Below are 19,582 nucleotides of genomic sequence, written 5' to 3' on the forward strand. Positions count from 1 at the left end.
CGATTGTCCCCCGATCGTCTCTCTTCCCTGCGCTCGGATCCGGCGCCTATTTCGATCCGAACGCCGTAAAAGCCGTATATATCGATTTACGTTCCATCCCTCGCTCCTACGTTCCGACGGCCTCGCGCTCCGTTTAACCCCGCAGCCGCTCCGGCTGATTCGCCGGCTCCTGGCTCAGCATTTTCCGGAACAGGAATACCATCTTGAGCCGCAGCAGATCGTTGATCCGCTTGAAGTCGACGTCGAGCAGCTCGCCGAGCTTCTCGATCCGATACGTCGCCGTGTTCCGGTGGATGAACAGCTTCTTCGCGGTCTCGTTCAACTGTCCGTCGTTGTCGAGATAAGTCTCGAGCGTCCGCATCATCTCCTGCACGTAATCCGGATCCTTGCCCATCAGGCCGCCGAGCAGCCGGTTGCAGTACGTCTGCATCCGCTCCCGCGGCACCTGTTCGAAGATGAAGGCCAGGTCGAGCGTCTCGAACTTCAAGATGCGCTCTCCGATGCCCCAATCGCCGGACAGCCGATGCGTCTCCTTGCACTCCCCGAACGCTTCGGCCAGTTGCTCCACCTGCCTCTTCCTGCCGCTCATCGCCGCCCGCGGCTCGCCGCGCGGGTCGGCCTTCCGGCCGGCGAAGCAGCTTTCGAACGCATCCGCCAGCGCATCTCCGCCGTCGTCCGCCGCGTTCGGGAAGAGCGACAGCAGCCCCTCTTCCATGACGATATGCGTTCCCTTCAACGCCTGCATGCGGGTATGGCTCAAGAACTCCGCCTTCAGCGCCTCCAGCTCCTCCATGCGCGCTTCCGCGCCCGCGAGCCGCGGATAGTCGGTCAGCGCGCAGCGGTAAGCCCCGTCGAACAGATCGAGCTCCCACCGCTTGGCATACTCCGTCACTCGCTCGGCCGACAAGCCGTTTTTCAAGTGGCGCTTGACGAGCACGCCGAAGTCCCGCTGGACCGACAGCTCGAAGTAGTCCTCGTAGTTGAAGTTTAAATGGAAGGAGAGCAGCTCCGCCGCTTGAAAGTAGAGGCTCTCTTCGATGGCGGAGAGATAGACGCGCGGCGTGAAAAAGAAAACGTGGCCCGTGCATTGCCCCTGCTTCATGAGCGGAACCCGGAACGCCTGCCAGCCGGGCGTCTTGACCCACTTGTGGTACTGCGGCCACGGCCAGTCGCCGAGCAGCGCGCCGTCGTCCGCCGGCGAGGCGTTGTAGACCATCTGCCCCCGCGAGCCGACGACGGCGATCGGCTCCCCGATCACCTCGGCGACCGTATCGAACAGCTCCCGGACATGGTCGGATCGCAGCGCGAACCGCATCAGCCTAACCTGCTTGTCGAGCACCTCTTGCAACAATCCCGTGCTGCGGCGCATCTCGGCATGGAACAGGCCGTTCATCTGGTCGGAGAAGGTGAAGGGGTAGGGCAGTTCGATGAGCGGAAAACCCAGCGCGTCCGCTTCGGCGATTAACGCTTCGGGGACGGCGGTCCAGAATCGCCCCAGCTTGATGCCGAGGCCCGAGGCGCCGCACAGGTTCAGCTTGTGGAGAAGTTCGATCGCGTCGGCGGGGTCGTCCTTGATCAGATAGGCGGTCGTGAACAGCATCTCGCCTTCCTTGATCCAGTCGGTAATATCCGGCGCGTCCATCACGTTGACGGACTTGACGATCCGGTTCCTCCCCGCGCTCCCGGCGATGAGTCTGCCTTCCGACAGCGGGTAGACGGACAACGCTTGTTCGACGGTCATATGCATGGAGGACCCTCCTTTGGATGAGACACGCCCTGCTTTGCAGGAACGACCCGCATTTATGTTAATATAATTAACATTTTAGAGCGATTGTGGAGAAATAACAAGATGTTAATGTTATGTTTTATTACATGAAATAAGACGTTTATCAAGAAATCATATGGAAAAACGGCTGATCTCATGATCAACCGTTGAGAGGACGAAAGATTTGACTACACAAGCTTGTCTCGGCCACCCGTTTTCCCTTCCGCCACAATACGCGCTCCCGCGGCCGGTCGTAGATCAAATCCTGCACGCCGTCCGCCCGCACGAGCAGCATGTTCGCCGGCGCGCCCGGACGAATGCCGGGATCGGAGACGCCCAACGCTTCGGCGGCGCGCCCCGTGCACATGCCCAGCAGCCGCATCGCGTCCGCTTCGGACCCCAGGTATGCCGTCTGCGCCAGCAGCAGCGCCATATCGAGCGGATCTCCCGTCCCGAAAGGAGTGAAGGCGTTGCGCAGGTTGTTCGTCCCGACGCAGACGTTCGCGCCTTCCTCCAGCAGAATGCCGACGGCGGTCAACCCTCTCCGGTGCCGGTACGCATCACCTCTGCCGTTCAGATACAGATCGGTCGCAGGCAGCGCGAACACGCTGATGCCCGCCGCAGCGATACCCGCGGCGATGAGCCGCGCCCGATCGGGCGGAACCGAACCGAGCGACGTCAGATGCCCGACCGCGACGCGCCCCTGCATTCCGTATCGCTCGGTCAGCGCGATCACGTCCAGAATCGCGAGCTGCTCCGGGTCGTCCGAGAAGTCCAGATGCAGATCGACGGGGAGCCCCGCCGAAGCCGCCAGCCGGAACACGTATTCCAGATGCGCCATAGCGTCCTTGTCGTTGTAGGGCACCCCGCCGACGGCGTCCGCGCCGCGCCTCGCCGCTTCTTCGAGGAGCGCGGCCGTACCGGGCGCCTGGTGGATGCCTTCCTGGGGGAAGGCCACCAGTTGGAGATCGATCTCCCCCGCCCGCGCTTCCCGAAGCGCCAGCGCCGCCTCCCAGCCGGTCAAGCCCAGCACCGGATCGATCTCGACGTGCGCCCGCATCCGCGTCACGCCGAACCGCGCCGCCCGGTCCAGCGCTCTGCCGGACCTTTCCGCGATATCCGCGACGGTATAGCCCGACTTCAGCGCCGCCGTCATCGCGATGGCGTCCTTGACGTCCGACGCGGCGCGGGGCAGACGCGAAGCGAGGAACGCCTTGTCCAGATGGATATGCGTCTCCGTCAATCCCGGGATCAGCAGCCAGCCGCGGGCGTCGACCGTCTCCCCCGCTTCCCGCGATGCGTCGCCGCTCCCGCCCGCGCTCGGACGGACGAAAGCGATGACGCCGTCGCGTACGCCGACGTCGACGCGTTCGCCCGCATACGGATCGAACGCCTCTCGGATGAGTGTGTCCACAGCGTTCCTCCCTTTCCGCCGTTACGGCTTCAGACGATTTCGAAGATTCGGCCCCATTCGGCCGCGAGCGGCCGGCCGTCGATGCCGAGCAGACGCAGCGCCTGCCACGCGGTCACGGAGACCGAGTCCAGCACGGGCACGCCGTAGCGGCGCTCCGCATCCGCGGCCAGCCCGGCGGCGCCGAAGTTCGTGCAGACGACGGCGACCGCGTCGACGCCCGGCGTCTCCGCCGCCCGCGCGATCATGCCGGCGATCGCTTCGGCCGGCACGTTCGCGAACGCTTCGTTCGCGGATAGCCCGCTCGCGAGGCGCAAGGGGACCGTCAGCCCCGCCCGGCCGTAGCCTTCGGCGATTCGCGCATTCACGTCCGCCGTATACGGCGTGACCAGGGCGATGCGCTTCGCGCCCAGCGCCTCATACGCGGCCGTCATCGCCAGCGCGGACGTGGTCGCCGGCATGCCGGTCGCCTCCCGGAGGAGGCGGCACAGCTCGCGGTCGCGATCCAGGCCGAGCCAGCTGCCGGAGGTGCCGTTCCAGACGATCGCGTCGACGCGCGCGTCCGCCAGGAGGCCCGCCGCGCCGAGCATCGGTTCCGCGGCGAATTGGGCGCTCGAGGCGTCGTCCAGCGCGATCTGCGTGACCCGAATCCGGGAGAAGTGGGCGGTCACGCCCGCAATGCCGCTCAGCAGCTTTCCCGTGACGGGCTCCAGGATCGTGTTCGACGACGGCGTCAGCATGCCGATTCTCGCCATGCCGCTCACGCCTCCCGCGGATCGTAGAAGACGAGATCCGCGAGGATGCCGCAGCCCGGCACCCACAGCCCCCGGTTGATCTCGACGGCGGTGACGGCCGGCTTGTGGCCGTCGCGGAACGCTTCCGCCCACGCCTCCATCGCGCCCGCATACAGGTTGAGATCAGTGAAGTACAGCGTCGCTTTGACGGTCTGCGCCAGCCCGATTCCGGCCGCGTCGCAGATGCGCTTCGCCTTCTCGAGGATGAACGCCATCTGCCGCTTGCCGGCGGAGCCGAAATACGGCAGTCCGGGCGCAAGCGAAGCTTCCTCGGCCAGCCCGACCGCCGGGTCGGTGGCCATCAGACCGCTGAAGAAGACCAGATCGTCCGCGCGCACGGCGGCCGGCTCCTTGCTCTTCGGCGCCCAGCCTCCGGTCACGGGCGCACGCAGATGCGCGGCTTCCGGCAGCAGCAGGTCCATCCCGATCTCGACGCGGCAGCCCTTCGCCCCGATCTCGACGTTCGGGACCAGGATGCGGGCCGGCGCCTCCGCCGCGTGCGGGAACCGCTTCGCCCAGACGTCCTCGAACGCCGCGTAATCGGACGGGTCGGCCAGATAGACATAAGCCTTGACGGCGAGCGACAGGCTCGTTCCCGCCGCCCGCGCGACTTGATCGAGCCGCGAGAGAATATATTCCGTCTGCTTCGCGACCGGCTCGTCGCCCCAGTACAGCCCGTTCGTCTTCGCCTCGGGCGCCAGCGCGTTCACTTCGCCCTCATAGCCGGCTCCGCCCCAGTTGCCCTTCCAGTCCGAGGCGAGATCGCCGGACAGGAACAGCCAATGGCCCTGGCGCACGCCTTCGGAATAGCCCGCCGCCGGCTTCGGCAGCCCGGGCGCCGATACCGGCGCGGGAAGCTCGCCGTCCGCGCCGATCCGGACCGTGAAGTCCGCTTCGATCTTCGCGCCTTCCACCAGCGTGCCGCGCACGCCGATGCCGGTGCTCGGCGGGCTCAGCTTCGGGAAGAAGCGGCGCTTCACCTGTACGTAACGTTTGTTGTTGACCGTCAAATCTCCGACTTTATAATCCGCGGACTTCATCTCGGCCGCATACCATTGATTGACCCGCACGACTTGCTCGGGCGAGGCGCCGGCCGCCGCGAGGATGGCGCCTACGCGCCCGTAGAGATAGCCCGCTTGCTTCTCCATGGCGTTCTGATAGTAAGGGAAAGCTTCGGGCACGGCCGCTTCGGGCGCCAGCCCCGCGACCAGGTCCGAAGCGGATTGGCCGGACACGAACAGCCAGTCGCCCGCCCGAATGGCCGGGCTGTAGGGGATGGCGGGACGCGGCATGCCTTCCGGCCATATTTCTTGGATTTCTTGCAAGGGGAACACCTCCGTTGGGATAAGCTCATGCCGGAATCGAGCGCGACTGGGGCTGCAGCGGCGCCGCTAGGACAATTCGGCCAGGAACGAAGTCAATTCGTTCAACAGCCGGTCGGGCGCCAGCTTGTGGATCTCATGACCGACGTCGGGCAAGCGGACGATCGCCACGGCCGGGTTCATCGCGCGCAGCTCGTCTTCGTCTTCCGTCGAGATGAACGGCGCCAGGTCCGCGGCCAGCAAGAGCGCCGGCACCCGCAGCATCCGGTAATCGACGTGGAACGGCTCCGCGTTCATCGCGGCGTACGATTGCTCGATCGCCTCCATCGCGCAGGACTGCAGCTCCAGCGCCTTCCGTTCGTAGTCGAAGCCGGGCGCCGTATAGAAGGCGCGGAACGCGTCGTAGTCGCCGCCGTCGATGGCCCGCTTCGGCTCGGTGAATCGCGTCAGCGGCAGCGGGAACGCCGGGCGCCCCGGACCGCTGAGCGGCGGATCGAGGAGCATGACGCCTTCGACCAGGGCGGGATAGCGGGCGGCGAACGCCGCCGCGATGCGGGCGCCCATCGAATGGCCGACGAGCACGGGCCGGTCGGCATGGCCGGAGAAGCGGTTCCACACGGCGAGCAGGTCCTCCAGATAGTTCTCCATCCGGTAACCGTTTGCGGGCTTGCCGGACAGGCCGCGGCCGCGCAGATCGAGGGCGAAGACGGACAGATGCGCGGGCAAGTCCAGCAGGATCGGCTCGAACGACTGGGCGTTCTCCGTGATGCCGTGCAGGAACAGGACGGGGCGCCCTTGCGGATTGCCGCTCGCGAGGAGCCGCAGCCGCGCCGACGGCCCTTGAACGAAGATCTCGCGGAGACCCGGCGCTTCGGATATCGCCATCGGCTTCAGCCTTTCGCCGGAACCTCGAGCGGGATGCCCGAGGCTTCCAGATAGCCGAGATAGCGCTTCGCCAACCACTTGTTAAGCTGCGGCAGCGTCCGCTCCAGCGCGGCGTAGCGCCCGCGTCGGGACAAGCGCGAGGTCAGCCCCTTCTGCAAAGAAGCGTTCGCCGCCAGATCCTGGGCGTTGATCTCTTGGATGCTGTCGTTCGCCTGCCGGTAGCGGGCTTCGAAGTCCGGCAGCGCGACGGTCTCCGGCGGGTACAGCAGCCCGGAACGGAACAGGATGCGGCCGGGCCCCATCGGCAGGATGATGTTCCAGAACACCTGGTCGGGCATTAGGCCGAGCGTCAGCATCGGCGGCACGGCGGCGATCGTCATGCGCCGGCGCTGCTCCGGCGTCAGCGTGGAGATCGGCGGGAAGTTGGCCGTCATATCCGGGGAGAAGCCCGCGTCGATGTGCGTGAACCCGGTCGGATGCATGATCTGGCCGTCCCCGTCCTCGTAGTCCACGAATCCGGCGAGCTGGCTCGGGGCGAAGTCGTGCGGGCCTTTGTGCAAATAGTTGGTGTGGTAGGGCTCGATCGACGACTCGATCATGATCTTCCAGTTCCAATCGCCTTCGATGTCCACGAACGGCATCGAGACGAGATCGCCGATCCGGTAGTTGGTCATCTCCTCGTCGAGCTTGGAGAGCGTAGGCGCGAGCGGCGCCGCGTCGGGATCGAAGTGGCAGAAGATGAACCCGTTCCAGATCTCCGCCTTCAGGCTTGGTAGGCTGTGGTCGTGGCGCAAAATATCGAACGGCTCGATGCGGATCATCTCCGGCGCGGAGATCAGATCGCCGTCCAGCCCATAGGTCCACCAATGCAGCGGACAGCGGAAATTTTTGCAATTGCCGGCGCCTTCCGCAACCAGATGGCCGCGGTGCTGGCATACGGCGGAGATGACGCGAATGTTCATCGCCTTGTCCCGCGTCACGATGAGGGGATCGTCGTTGACGGATATCGTGTAGTAATCGCCGGGATTCGGCACCTGCTCTTGACGGCCGACGCACAGCCAGCTGCGGGCGAACACCGCCTCCTTCTCGAATTCGAAGAAGGACGGCGACGTGTAGCACTCCGCGGGCATGGACCGCGCCTCCTTGGATTCGATCAGAGACGGGCCCAGCTGCGACAGCACTTCCATGACGTCTTCGGTGACCTTATAGCTCATCGCGGTTCCTCCTTGGATGGTCGATGCGAACAAACGGACGACTGACAAACGGAGTTGCGCGGCAAACCGGCGCGAAGACAATCGCCTGCATTCGCTTCCTCGCATCCGTTAGACGGGAATGAAAGGCTCGCGCAGCGCGAACAGCCGCTCGGCCGCCGCCTGCGCGGACTGGCGGATCTCTTCGGCGTCCGCCGACAGCAGCCGGCGGTCGCGCATGACGACGCGGCCGTCGATGACGACGTGGTTCACGTCCGCGCCCGAAGCCGAATAGACGAGGTTGCTCACGACGTTGTGATATCGGCCGCCGATGACGGGAGTCAAATGATGCTTGCGGAAGTCGACGGCGATGAGGTCGGCCTTCTTCCCGATCTCGAGCGATCCGATCTCGCGATCCAGCCCGAGCGCTTTCGCGCCGTCGATGGTCGCCATCCGCAGCGCCCGCTCGGCCTTGATGACGGTTGCGTCGAGCAGCCTCGCCTTCTGCAGGAGCGGAACGAACTTCAGCTCCTCCAGCATGTCGAGGTTGTTGTTCTCCTTGACGCCGTCGGTGCCGATCCCGACCGTGACGCCCAGATCCAGCAGCTCCTTGACCGGCGCGATGCCGGATGCCAGCTTCAAGTTGCTGACCGGGCAGTGGGCGACCGACGTGCCGGTCCGCGCGAGCAGCTCCATCTCCTCGTCCCGGAGCCAGACGCAATGCGCGAGCACCGTGCGCGGCCCGAGAATCCCCCTGTCGTAGAACAGCTCGACCGGCCACCGCCCCGTCTCCGCCTTCAGGCGTCTGGCCATCTCGATCGACTCTTCGCCGTGGGTATGGATGCCGGTGTCGTACTTCTCGGCGAGCGCGGCCGCCTGCCGGTACGCCCCTTCGGTGCAGTAGGCGAGATGCTCGAGCGCGAACCAGACCTGGATCCGTCCGTTCGAGGTGTTGTTGCGCTCCTGCACGAGCCGGACGTTTTTGTCCAGCGATTCGAAGTAATCCATGCCGGGTTTGTCGACCACGTAGGGAGCCAGCGTCGCGCGCAAGCCCAACTCGTCGGCCGCGTCCGCGCACCGGTGCATGAAGCGGTACATGTCCATCACGCACGTCGTGCCGGACAGGATCGCCTCCGTATAGCTGAGACGCGCTGCCGCGTGCGCGAGCTCGTCCGTCAGCGCCCGGTGCTTCGGGTCGACGTACTTGGTCAGCCATTCGAAGACGGGCAGATCCTCCGCCGTCCCCCGGATCAGGCCGGAATGCAGGTGCAGGTTCACGAGACCCGGCAGCACCGCGTGCCCGGCAGCATCGAGCCGTTCGGCGTTCGGGTACCGGGCTTCGAGCGCCGCCGAAGGTCCGATGTCCGCGATTCGCCCGCGCTCGATCAGGATCGCGCCTTCGTCGATGACTTCGTCGTCCGCGTTAACCGTCAAGATCGTCGCTCTCGCGATCAGCAAGCCGGATGACATGCAACGTCACGCTCCTTCGTTATCTCTTAATGAATCGTATAGCCGCCGTCCGCCAGCATCGCGCTGCCCGTCACGAAGGAGGCCGCGCCGCCGCTCAGGAACAGGATGCAGGCGGCGATCTCCTCCGGGCGGCCGAGCCGGCCGAGCGGGTGCATGCCCACGAGATCGTCCAGCGACCCTTGCGGGCCGAGCCGGCCTGTGAATTGGCGTCTCAGCAGCGGGGTATCGATCGCCCCCGGACATACGCAGTTCACGCGTACGCCCGCGGCCGCCGTCTCCAGCGCCAGGCTGCGGGTGAAGTTGACGACCGCCGCCTTCGAAGCGGTATAAGCCGTGAACGAAGCCGCGCCTACGAACGCCAACTGGGAAGCGGTGTTGACGATGTTCCCCCCGGACGCTTTGAGTCTGGGCAGCGCCGCTTTGCAGCAGAGAAACATGCTCTTGAGATTCACGTTCATCACGCGGTCCCACGCCGCCTCGCTCGTCTCTTCGAGCGAAGCGACGAGCTCGACGCCCGCGTTGTTCACGAGGACGTCTAGCGCATCCCAATGCGCCCACAGCCGTTCGAACGCGGCCTCGACCGCGGCCGCGTCGGCCAAGTCGACGGCTAGCTCGATGCGGTCCTCCGCGATCGTGTCCGCCGCATAAGCGATATCGAACACCGCCGTGACGGCGCCCGCGCGCCGATAGGCCTCCGCCGTCGCCGCGCCGATGCCGGATGCGCCTCCTGCGATCAATACTTTTTTGCCTTGCCAGTCCGTCATGTCCGCAAGCCTCCCGCCCCGAAGCCGATCCGATGCCAGTCGGACGCGCACGGCCGGCCGAGCGTATAGTGCATCTCGCCCGCCGTCGCGTCCCAAATGAGACCGCTGAGCGTCACGTGCGGCAGCGCCGCGTTCGAGCGGCCGAGCACGACGCCGTGCGCGCATACGCTGCCCGGCGCCTCGCCGGATTCGCCCCGATGGGACGACAACAGCGACTTCAGCGCGCCGATCGCCGCTTCCCGCTCCAGCCGCCGGCCCGCGATCGGCTTCAGCGCTTCCTCCGCTCTCGCGAGCCGAAGCGACCGATCCGCGCGGATCGGCTCGCTCAGCTGGCGCTGGGAAGCTTCGCAGATGCCGAACGCCTGATTGCTGCGGGCGATCCAGCCTTGCCCGGAAGCATCCTGGCTCGCGGCGGCGCGTCCCAGATGCTCGAAAGCGAGCAGCCGGCCGGTACGGTCCGCGAGGATGTGGCTGCCGCCGACGGTGATCGCCTCGGCCGACGCGTACCGCTCTTGCATGAGCGCCAACGCCTCGTCCGCCGATTCGCACCGCGCGAGCGCTTCGGCTTGAACGGTCCCCCGCAGGTCTCCCGTCCAGTAACTGTCGGCTTTCCCGCCGCGGTCCTCCGGGTCCGTGCAGCCGAAGTAGCTGCTGATCAACAGCAAGCCTTGCTCGTTCACCCCCGCGTTCACGCCCGTCTGCGGCAGAATGCCGTAGGCGAGCGAGCTGTATCCGCCCTCGCTGCCGGTCCGGCCGTGCCAAAATCCGACCGGAGGCGAATCCGAATTTTTGAAGCCCAGCACCCGCCACTCGTCCGCCTCGTCCCGGCAGACCACGGCTCCGATCGTACACATTCCGGTCAACCTCCTCTGCCTGCGCTTGGCCGCGCCGGCGGCGATTAGAAATTCGGATAGCGGTTCTCGCTGCGCATGCGGCCGTAGTCGATCTTCGTCCGCAGCGCCGCTTCGTTCAGCAGCCGATTAGAGGCCGCTTGCGCCGCGACCGCCACCTTTTCTTCGTCGATGCCGACGAGACGCCCTTCCTTCACGACGACCTTGCCGCCGACGATCGTCATGTCGACGTTCTGCGAGAGACCGGTCAGCACGGGCAGCGTCGCCTCGTCGTGCAGCGCTCCGGCATAGGCAAGCTGGCGCGAATCGATCAGGAACAAGTCCGCGGCCTTGCCGACTTCTAGCGAGCCGATGTCGTCTTCCCATCCGAGCACGCGCACCGAGCCCCTCGTCGCCACCCGGAGGCAATCCTCCGCGCCGATCGCCGTCGTGCCGTGCATCAGATTGTGCAGCAGAAGCGCGGTCCGCACTTCCTGTAGCATGTTCGACCCGTCGTTGGAGGCCGAGCCGTCCACGCCGAGCCCGACTTTGACGCCGGCCTGCAGCATCTTCACGATCGGCATGACGCCCGAGCCCATCTTCATGTTGCTGCACGGACAATGCGCGACCCCGCACCCGTGACGGCTCAGCCTTCCGATCTCGCCGTCGTCGAAGTAGATGCCGTGCGCGTACCAGACGTCGGGACCGACCCAGCCGTTCTCCTCCATGAATTGCAGCGGGCGCATGCCGAGCTTCTCCCTGCAGAAGTCGTCCTCATCCTTCGTCTCGGCCAGATGGGTGTGCATTCTCACGCCGTAGCTGCGCGCGAGGCTGGCGGATTCCCGCAAGAGATCCGCCGTGATCGAGAACGGCGAGCAAGGCGCGACCCCGACCCGCAGCATCGCGAACCGCCCGGCGTCGTGATACCGTTCGATGAGGCGCCTCGAGTCGCGCAGGATCGTCTCTTCGCTCTGGCACACTTCGTCCGGCGGCAGTCCGCCTTTGGAACGTCCGAGCGACATCGAGCCGCGCGTCGGGAAAAACCGGATGCCCAGCTCGCCCGCCGCCCGGATCTCCTCGTCGATCAGCTCGCCGGACACGCCGTTCGGGAAGCAGTAGAAATGATCCGCCGCCGTCGTGCAGCCGCTCTTCAACAGCTCGCCGAGTCCGACCATGGCGCTGACGTAGATGTCTTCGGGACGCAGATGGCGCCAAATATCGTATAGCGTCACGAGCCAGTCGAATAGCTCCGTCTTCTGGACGAACGGAATGTTCCGCGTGAGATTCTGATAGAGGTGGTGATGCGTATTGATCAGGCCCGGATAGACGATCTTGCCGGTCGCGTCGATGACCGTGTCCGCCGTCTCGCAAGGCAGATCCCGGCCGATCGCGACGATCTGCTGATCCACGGCGTACAAGCTCCCGCCGGGGTATCTCGTTCGTTCCTCGTCCATCGTGATGATGTTTTTCGCGTTTTTGATCAGCAGCGTTCCCATGCCGGCCTCCCCCTCCCCTAGTTCGCTCGATTCCGCGATCCGGCTACCAGCCGACGGCGCTGCCGTCCCCGCGAGGGTCCGCTGCGCCGCTGATCGTGCCGTCCGGCGAGATCAGGATCCCTTGCGATTGGCCCGTCGCGTCGTCCCAATCCTGCAGCACTTCGACCCGGTGCCCCCAGGCGGCGAGCCGCTCCGCCACCTCCGGTCCGCAGCGGCCCTCCACCTTGAGCGTATCCGCGGAGACGCCCCACGTCCGGCCGTATACCCATCTCGGCAGTCCGATCGCTTCCTGGATCGTCAGTCCGTAATCCAGGACGCCGGTCAGCACCGACAGCGTCGTCTGGGGCTGGCCCTCCCCGCCTTGGGTGCCGACGAGGAGGAACGGCTTGCCGTCCTTCAGCACCATCCCGGGCATGAGCGTGTGGAAGGAGCGCTTGCGCGGCTCCAGCACGTTCGGCGAAGCGGGATCGAGCGAGAAGAACGAGCCCCGGTTCTGCAGAATGATGCCGGTATCGCCGCCCATGCAGGCGGCACCGAAGTCGAAGTACAAGCTCTGGATGAACGAGACGGCGTTGCCTTCCTCGTCCACGACCGCCGCGTATGCCGTATCCTGGCCCATCGCCTGGGACAGGAAGGTCTCCGCCTTCGGCGGCTGCAGCGAGATGCGTTCGAACAGCCGCTTCGCGAACGGCTTGGAGAGCAGCATCTCCAGCGGGATCTGGCGGAACGCCGGGTCCGTCAAGTAGCGGTCCCGTTCGGCGAACGCGAGCTTCACCACTTCGGTCACGAGATGGTAGAACGCCGGCGAGTGCCGGGGGATGCCGGCGAGCTCGGTATGCTCCAGCATGTTCATCATGAGCAGCGCCGCGAACCCTTGCGAGTTGGGCGGCATCTGGTACAGATCATAGCCGCGGTAGCTAGCGGAGATCGGCGCGACCCACTCTCCGCGATGCCGCCGGAAGTCTTCCTCCCGCAGCAGCCCGCCGTCCCGTTCGGAAGCGCGCGTCAGTTCCCGCATCAGCTCCCCCTCGTAAAAAGCGGAACGCCCTTCAAGCTGCAGCAGCTTAAGGCTCTCCGCCAGCGCGGACTGCACGAGCCGCTCTCCCTCCCGCGGCACCTGCCCGTTCGGCAGATAGACGGCGGCCATCCGCGCGTCGGCGGACAGCACGTCGCGATCCCGGACGATCCAATTCCGCAGATTGCGGGAGACCGGGAAGCCCTCTTCCGCGTAGCGGATCGCCGGGGCGAGCAGCTCCGCCCAAGCCAGCTTGCCGCCCCGCCGCCACGCGTGCCACCAAGCGTCCGCCATGCCGGGCACCGTCAAGGCGGCCAGCGCGCCGCGGTAGGGAATGGCGTCCGCGCCCAAGGCGGCGAAGTGCGCCGGGGTAGCCGCCGCGGCGGCGCGACCGCTTCCGTTATAGCCTTCGATTCGTCGGGTCTTGGCGTCGTACGCCAGAAAAAAAGCATCGCCGCCGAGTCCGGTCATATGCGGATAGACGACCCCGAGCGCGGCGCTGATCGCCACGGCCGCATCGTACGCGCCGCCGCCTTGCTGGAGGATTTGACTCCCGACGGCGCTGGCCAAGTAATGGGGGGTCGCGACCATCGCACGATGGACTCGGGGCATCAGATTGAACATACGACTCCCTCCCTCGGCCTTCGGTATTGGAATAGATCCGATTGGTTCCATTCTAGAGGCGGTCCGGCGGAGCGACAATGAACGCCGCAATGATTTGTTAGATTTAATAACATCATGTATTGTTTTTGGTTGTCGCGCACGGAATTATCGGAAAAATACGTAATATAACATCACGTAGACTGAAAATCCTTCGCTTATGTTCCGATCGGATCGACCGGCGAGGAGCGAGTAATTTGGTCGTCGTTGGCAGACGCTAAGGAACAAATCTCCATGCGATGTGGAACGGAGGCGCTTATGTCGATCGTATCGGTGAAAGCCCTGACGAAGATCTTCGGATCGGAGCCCGAGAAGGCGCTGGCCATGCTCGATCAGGGGCTGACAAAAAAGCAAATTCACGAAAAGACGAGGCACACCGTCGGGGTGAACCGGGTCAGCTTCGATATCGAGGAGGGCGAGATCTTCGTCATCATGGGACTGTCGGGCAGCGGAAAGTCCACGTTGATTCGGCTGTTGAATCGGTTGATCGAGCCGACCGGCGGAGAAGTCTGGTGCGGCGGAGAAAACGTGACCAAGATGAACGCGCACCAGCTGCGGGATTTCCGGCGGCGCAGCATGGCGATGGTCTTTCAGAAGTTCGCGCTGTTCCCGCACAAGAATCTGATCGCCAACGTCGAATTCGGTCTGGAGATCCGCGGGATGCCCCGCGAAGAGCGTCGCGCCAGGGCGATGGAGTCGCTGGCGCTCGTCGGACTGAAGGGGCTCGAGACGAGCTATCCCGATCAGCTCAGCGGCGGCATGCAGCAGCGGGTCGGACTGGCCCGCGCGCTCGCGAACGAGCCCGACATCCTGCTCATGGACGAAGCCTTCAGCGCGCTCGACCCGCTAATCCGCAAGGACATGCAGGACGAGCTGCTCGATCTGCAGCAGAAGATGAAGAAGACGATCATCTTCATCACGCACGATCTGAACGAAGCGCTGCGGATCGGCGACCGGATCGCGCTGCTCCGGGACGGTTCGCTCGTCCAGATCGGAACGCCCGAAGAGATCCTCATCAACCCGGCCAACAAGTACGTCGAGCGGTTCGTCGAGGACGTCGACCTGTCGCGCGTGCTGACCGCCTCCCATGTCATGCGCCGGCCGGAGACGATCGGGATGGACCGCGGACCGCGGGTCGCGCTGCAGCTCATGCAGGGTAGCGGCATCTCCAATCTGTACGTCGTGGACAAGTCCAAGAAGCTGCTCGGCGCCATCACGGCGGAAGACGCCCTGAACGCGATCAAGAGCGGTCAGACGCTGCCGCAAATCATCATCCGCGACGTCCCGACGGCCCGTCCGGATCAGCACTTGAACGAACTGTTCGATACGGTCGGGGGCGCCCGCATTCCCGTCGCCGTGACGGACGAGGACGGCCGGCTGCTCGGCATCATCGTGCGGGGCGCCGTGCTGGCCGCCCTCACGGGCAGCGTCGATCATATCAACGTGGAGGGAGACGCCGATGCCTAAGCTTCCTTTGGACAGTTGGATCGAATCGATCGTCGACTGGCTCGGGGCGAACCTCAGCTTCTTGTTCGATCTGCTCTCCGCCGCGATCGGCGGGACGGTGTACGCGTTCTCCGCGTTTTTCCACCTGCTCCCGCCTTGGCTGCTGATCGCCCTGCTGGTCTTGCTCGCCTACCGGCTGGGTCGTTGGACGCTCGCCCTGTTCGCTCTGATCGGGCTGCTGCTGATCTGGAACCTCGGCTATTGGAGCCCGACGATGGACACCTCGGCGCTCGTGCTGACGTCCTCGCTCGTCTCGATCGTGCTCGGCGTTCCGCTCGGCATCTGGTGCGCGGCCAACCCGTCCGTCCGTGGCGTGCTGACGCCGCTGCTGGACTTCATGCAGACGATGCCGGCATTCGTGTACCTGATCCCCGCCGTTACGTTCTTCGGGCTAGGCGTGGTGCCGGGCGTCATCGCCTCGGTCATCTTCGCGATCCCGCCTACCATCCGCCTCACCAATCTGGGGATTCGACAGGTGCCAGAGGATCTGATCGAAGCGGCCGATTCGTTCGGCTCGACGCCGAGCCAGAAGCTCATGCAAGTTCAGCTTCCGCTCGCGCTGCCGAACATGATGGCGGGTATCAACCAGACGATCATGCTCTCGCTGTCCATGGTCGTCATCGCCTCCATGATCGGCGCGCAGGGGATCGGCGCGGACGTCTACCGGGCCGTCACCCAGCTGAATACGGGCCAAGGCTTCGAGGCGGGCCTCGCCGTCGTCATTCTGGCGATCCTGCTGGACCGTCTGTCGCAGCGGCTCGCCGGCCGCAACAGCCGGGGCAAGTCATGGCTTCGCCGGGTGCCCTGGATCGCCGCCGCGGTCGTGGTCGTCCTGGTCGCCTCTGGTCTGTACGAGTCGATGCGGGGCGGCGCCGGCGGAAGCAGCGGCGTGGCGCAATCGGTCAATTCCCGCATCATCGGCATCGATCCGGGCTCCGGCTTGATGAAGGCCGCCGCCCAAGCGATCAAGGACTACGATCTGGCAGGGTGGACGCTGGTCGAAGGCTCCGGCACGGCCATGACCGCCGCGTTGGACAAAGCCTATCGCAGCAAAGAACCGATCATCGTGACCGGATGGACGCCGCACTGGATGTTCATCAAGTACGACTTGAAATATCTGGACGACCCGCGGGGCTCGTTCGGCGGCAGCGAGGAGATCCACACGATCGCGCGCAAGGGGCTGCAAGCGGATCTGCCTTCCGCTTACGCGTTCTTGGATCGGTTTGCTTGGCAGGCATCCGATATGGAAGAAGTCATGAACAAGATCGCGGACGGCGCCCAGCCGAAGGATGCGGCCGACGCGTGGGTGCAGGAGCACGCGGATCTGGTGGCGAAGTGGACCGAAGGCATCGCCCCCGCCCCCAAGGGACAGAAGATCAAGCTCGCCTTCGTCGCATGGGATTCCGAGATCGCCAGCACGAACGTCGTCCGATCCGTCCTCGCGAAGCTGGGATACAGCCCGGAGATGCTTCAGGTGGAGATCGGCCCGATGTGGGCCGGCATCGCGGGCGGAGACGCGGATGCGATGGTCGCCGCTTGGCTGCCGACGACGTCCAAGGATTATTACGACAAGTACAAGGGCCAAGTCGACGATCTGGGCGCGAATCTGTCCGGCACCAAGCTCGGGCTGGTCGTTCCTTCCTATATGGACGTTCAATCGATCGAGGATTTGAAGTGAGGGGATGAAGGAGGCGCCGTTGGCGCAGCGGGCGCGGATGCGGCGTGCGGGGTGCGGGGTGCGGGAGTGCTGGGTGCGGGAGTGCTGGGTGCGGGGGGTGCGGGGATACGGGGGTGCGGGGGGTGCGGGGATACGGGGGTGCGGGGGCGCGCGGCGTGCGGGTGCGGAGGTGCGAGAGTGCTGGGTGCGGAAAGAGGCGAATGCCCGCGACGGCGCTATACGTCATACCTCAGCCGCCTGTTCATCCCCTGCCGCGCCTGCCAAAATAGCATGATCAAAGCGGTGGAGGTTCAGGCACGGACAAGAGTCGGCTCGGCGAGCAATGGAAAGGCTGGATCGAACTTGCCGCAGCAGATGCAAACGATCGCGTCCCAGCCCGCCAACCGCCAATGTAGGTCATTTATTTCCGCACATTCGCCCGCTCCAGCCCGCTATCCAAAAATGTAGGTAATATATTTCCTCACATTCGCCGCTCCAGCCCGCCAACCGCCAATCAATGTAGGTCATTTATTTCCGCACATTCGCCGCTCCAGCCCGCTATCCAACAATGTAGGTAATATATTTCCTCACATTCGCCGCTCCAGCCCGCCAACCGCCAATGTAGGTCATTTATTTCCGTACATTCGCCGCTTCAGCCCGCCAACCGCCAATGTAGGTAATTTGGTTAACAACCCCGTACATCACTTGACCGCTGGCACTTCTTTGGGCCGACGGCACGGCTGGGGCGTCCATCCTCGATCCGCCGCCTCCGAACCGCCCTTCAATCAAAAACGGGCTCGCCTTCATCCAAGAAGGCGAGCCCGTTTTTCCTTGCTATCGATTATCTGGCCGGCTGCGCAGCCGCTTCCTTCTTGCCTTCGGCATCGAGGCTCTTCACCGTCTCGTGATGCGGCTTCACCTTCTTGATGAAGAAGGCGAGCACCAGCGCAAGAACGGTAATCCAAGTTGCGACGACGAAAGCGTGCTGAATGCCGTAGAGCGTCGCTTGCTTGCCGATCTCCGCCATTTGCGCCGCGTTGGCGGCATCCTGCGGATCGATTTTCGCGGCCAGCACGAGCTCTTTGCCGTGCGCGGCCGCTTTGTTCGACATGATCGTCACCAACAGGGCGGTACCCAGCGCGCCGGCGACGTTCCGCAGCGTCTGCGACATCGCGGAGCCGTGAGAGTTCAACGTCTGCGGCAGCTGGTTCATCCCCGCCGTCTGGATCGGCATCATCAGCATCGACATCCCGAACATGCGCAGGGTGTAGAGGAAGATGACATGGCCGTAGCTGGAGTCGAGCGCCAGCCTGCTTAGCTCGAACGTCGTGAACGCCGTGATCAGCAAACCCACGACTGCGAGCCAACGTGCGCCGACTTTATCGAAGATCATACCCGTGATCGGCGACATGATGCCCATCAGGATGGCGCCCGGCAAGAGCAGGAGGCCCGCCTCAAGCGGCGTAAAGCCGCGAATGGTTTGCAGATAGATCGGCATTAGGATCATCGCGGAGAACATCGCCATCGTGACGACGACGTTGATGACGGTCGTCAGCGAGTACATGCCGTACTTGAAAACGCGCATCTCCAGGATCGGCGACTTGATGACCAGCTCGCGCCAGACGAACAAGATTAGCGCGACGGCGCCGACGACCAGGCTGACGATGACGCGGGTGCTGCCCCAGCCGTCGTTGCCGGCGTCGCTGAAGCCGTAGAGCAGACCGCCGAAGCCGAGCGTCGAGAAGACGACGCCAAGCGTATCCAGCTTCGGCTTCGAATTGCGGGTGACGTTCTTCATCGCGAACGCGCCGTAGATCAGGGAGAATACCGCGATCGGCAGGATGATATAGAACAGGACGCGCCAGGATTGGTGTTCGACGATCCAACCGGACAGCGTCGGTCCTACGGCGGGCGCGAAGATCATCGCGAGACCCATCATCCCCATCGCCTTGCCCCGCTGCTCGATCGGGAAGATGGTCAGGAAGACGACGGACATGAGCGGCATCATGATGCCGGCGCCGACCGCTTGAATCAGGCGGCCCGTCAGGACGAGCTCGAAGCCCGGCGCGACGGCGGCGACGATCGTCCCGATCGTGAACAGCCCCATCGCGACCATATACAGCTGTCTCGTGCTGAACCGAGCGATCAGGAAGGCGGTGACCGGGATGACGACGCCGTTCACCAGCATGTAGCCGGTGGAGAGCCACTGAATCGTGTTAGGCCCGATATTCAGATCCTCCATCATCTTCGGCAACGCTACGTTCAACAGCGTCTGGCTCAGGATCGCCACGAACGCGCCGATCAGCAGCGCCGCGACGATCGGCCCTCTTTTTATCGTATTTGTGATTGCGTTACTCATCGTTGGATTCCTCTCTCACTCTCTGTAGGATGTCGACGATCTGTCCGTGAATGCGGAGCAGATGCGCCTGGTCTTCATCGGATAATTCCAAAATGGGCGCTAAACGGTTAACGCGCATCGTGTTCGTTCGCTTCCAGAGCTCCTCCCCCTTCGGAGTCAATCTTAAAGCGATGGCGCGGCGGTCATTCTCCGGTCGTTCGCGGAGGACGAACCCCGCTCTTACCAACCGATCGACGACGCCGCTCATCGTGCTCTTCCCGGTGTGAAGACACTCCGACAGCTCGGACAACCCCATCTGCGGCTGCTCCGCCAAAGCTTTCATCACCAGAAATTGAATCGGGGTGATGCCCTGATTGTATGCGGACTTCGACATCGAATGGTAGAACGCTTGGTTGACCTCCCGAAAAGACGTGAAGATCGCAAGGATTCGCTGCTGCTCCTCCATATGCCCCATCCTT

The 19,582-nt window shown here is 64.5% G+C and carries 15 protein-coding genes; 2 read left to right on the forward strand and 13 right to left on the reverse strand.

Annotated features, from left to right (window positions below; genetic code table 11):
• Positions 1-133 precede the first annotated feature (133 nt).
• From H7C19_RS32880 to ggt, 11 genes are all read right to left on the reverse strand, one after another.
• The gene (locus tag H7C19_RS32880; protein WP_185673318.1) at positions 134-1,747 is read right to left on the reverse strand and encodes a PucR family transcriptional regulator; all 1,614 of its coding nucleotides are present in this window, start codon (positions 1,745-1,747) and stop codon (positions 134-136) included.
• A 178-nt stretch (positions 1,748-1,925) separates the two neighbouring features.
• Positions 1,926-3,179 (reverse strand): amidohydrolase family protein, encoded by a 1,254-nt coding sequence (locus tag H7C19_RS32885; protein ID WP_185673319.1) that lies wholly within the window; start codon positions 3,177-3,179, stop codon positions 1,926-1,928.
• Between the two features lie 29 nt (positions 3,180-3,208).
• Positions 3,209-3,931: a maleate cis-trans isomerase family protein gene (locus H7C19_RS32890; protein WP_185673320.1), complete on the reverse strand. Its 723-nt coding sequence runs from the start codon at positions 3,929-3,931 to the stop codon at positions 3,209-3,211.
• Positions 3,932-3,936: 5 nt separating this feature from the next.
• Positions 3,937-5,295, reverse strand: coding sequence for a RidA family protein (locus H7C19_RS32895; protein WP_185673321.1), 1,359 nt, complete (start codon positions 5,293-5,295; stop codon positions 3,937-3,939).
• A gap of 66 nt (positions 5,296-5,361) precedes the next feature.
• Positions 5,362-6,177, reverse strand: a complete 816-nt coding sequence (locus tag H7C19_RS32900; protein ID WP_185673322.1) for an alpha/beta fold hydrolase — start codon at positions 6,175-6,177, stop codon at positions 5,362-5,364.
• 5 nt (positions 6,178-6,182) lie between these two features.
• Positions 6,183-7,391 (reverse strand): aromatic ring-hydroxylating oxygenase subunit alpha, encoded by a 1,209-nt coding sequence (locus tag H7C19_RS32905; RefSeq protein WP_185673323.1) that lies wholly within the window; start codon positions 7,389-7,391, stop codon positions 6,183-6,185.
• A 108-nt stretch (positions 7,392-7,499) separates the two neighbouring features.
• Positions 7,500-8,837, reverse strand: coding sequence for an amidohydrolase (locus H7C19_RS32910; protein ID WP_185673324.1), 1,338 nt, complete (start codon positions 8,835-8,837; stop codon positions 7,500-7,502).
• Positions 8,838-8,863: 26 nt separating this feature from the next.
• Positions 8,864-9,601, reverse strand: coding sequence for an SDR family NAD(P)-dependent oxidoreductase (locus tag H7C19_RS32915; protein WP_185673325.1), 738 nt, complete (start codon positions 9,599-9,601; stop codon positions 8,864-8,866).
• Positions 9,598-10,455, reverse strand: a complete 858-nt coding sequence (locus H7C19_RS32920) for a C45 family peptidase (RefSeq protein ID WP_185673326.1) — start codon at positions 10,453-10,455, stop codon at positions 9,598-9,600. Before H7C19_RS32920 ends, H7C19_RS32915 begins: the two co-directional genes overlap by 4 nt.
• A gap of 44 nt (positions 10,456-10,499) precedes the next feature.
• Complete coding sequence (locus H7C19_RS32925; protein ID WP_185673327.1) at positions 10,500-11,927, reverse strand: 8-oxoguanine deaminase; 1,428 nt, start codon at positions 11,925-11,927, stop codon at positions 10,500-10,502.
• Positions 11,928-11,970: 43 nt separating this feature from the next.
• Positions 11,971-13,566: a gamma-glutamyltransferase gene (ggt, locus tag H7C19_RS32930; RefSeq protein ID WP_185673328.1), complete on the reverse strand. Its 1,596-nt coding sequence runs from the start codon at positions 13,564-13,566 to the stop codon at positions 11,971-11,973.
• Between the two features lie 294 nt (positions 13,567-13,860).
• On the opposite strand from ggt, the gene H7C19_RS32935 reads away from it, so the two are divergent.
• Together H7C19_RS32935 and H7C19_RS32940 are read left to right on the forward strand one after the other, a co-directional pair.
• A complete protein-coding gene (locus H7C19_RS32935) occupies positions 13,861-15,069 on the forward strand; it encodes a quaternary amine ABC transporter ATP-binding protein (protein WP_185673329.1) in 1,209 nt (402 codons plus the stop codon).
• Positions 15,062-16,786 carry a glycine betaine ABC transporter substrate-binding protein gene (locus tag H7C19_RS32940; RefSeq protein WP_185673330.1) on the forward strand — a complete coding sequence of 575 codons (1,725 nt, stop codon included), beginning with the start codon at positions 15,062-15,064 and terminating at the stop codon, positions 16,784-16,786. The genes H7C19_RS32935 and H7C19_RS32940 overlap by 8 nt, the downstream gene beginning before the upstream one ends.
• Positions 16,787-17,606: 820 nt before the next feature.
• Here H7C19_RS32940 and H7C19_RS32945 read toward each other — a convergent pair.
• Both H7C19_RS32945 and H7C19_RS32950 read right to left on the reverse strand, forming a co-directional pair.
• Positions 17,607-19,124, reverse strand: a complete 1,518-nt coding sequence (locus H7C19_RS32945; protein ID WP_185673331.1) for a DHA2 family efflux MFS transporter permease subunit — start codon at positions 19,122-19,124, stop codon at positions 17,607-17,609.
• Positions 19,117-19,569 carry a MarR family winged helix-turn-helix transcriptional regulator gene (locus H7C19_RS32950; RefSeq protein ID WP_185673332.1) on the reverse strand — a complete coding sequence of 151 codons (453 nt, stop codon included), beginning with the start codon at positions 19,567-19,569 and terminating at the stop codon, positions 19,117-19,119. Before H7C19_RS32950 ends, H7C19_RS32945 begins: the two co-directional genes overlap by 8 nt.
• Between the last annotated feature and the right edge of the window lie 13 nt (positions 19,570-19,582).

The sequence above is a fragment of the Cohnella nanjingensis genome (assembly GCF_014212125.1).
In the GTDB taxonomy this organism is placed as follows: Bacteria; Bacillota; Bacilli; order Paenibacillales; family Paenibacillaceae; genus Cohnella; species Cohnella nanjingensis.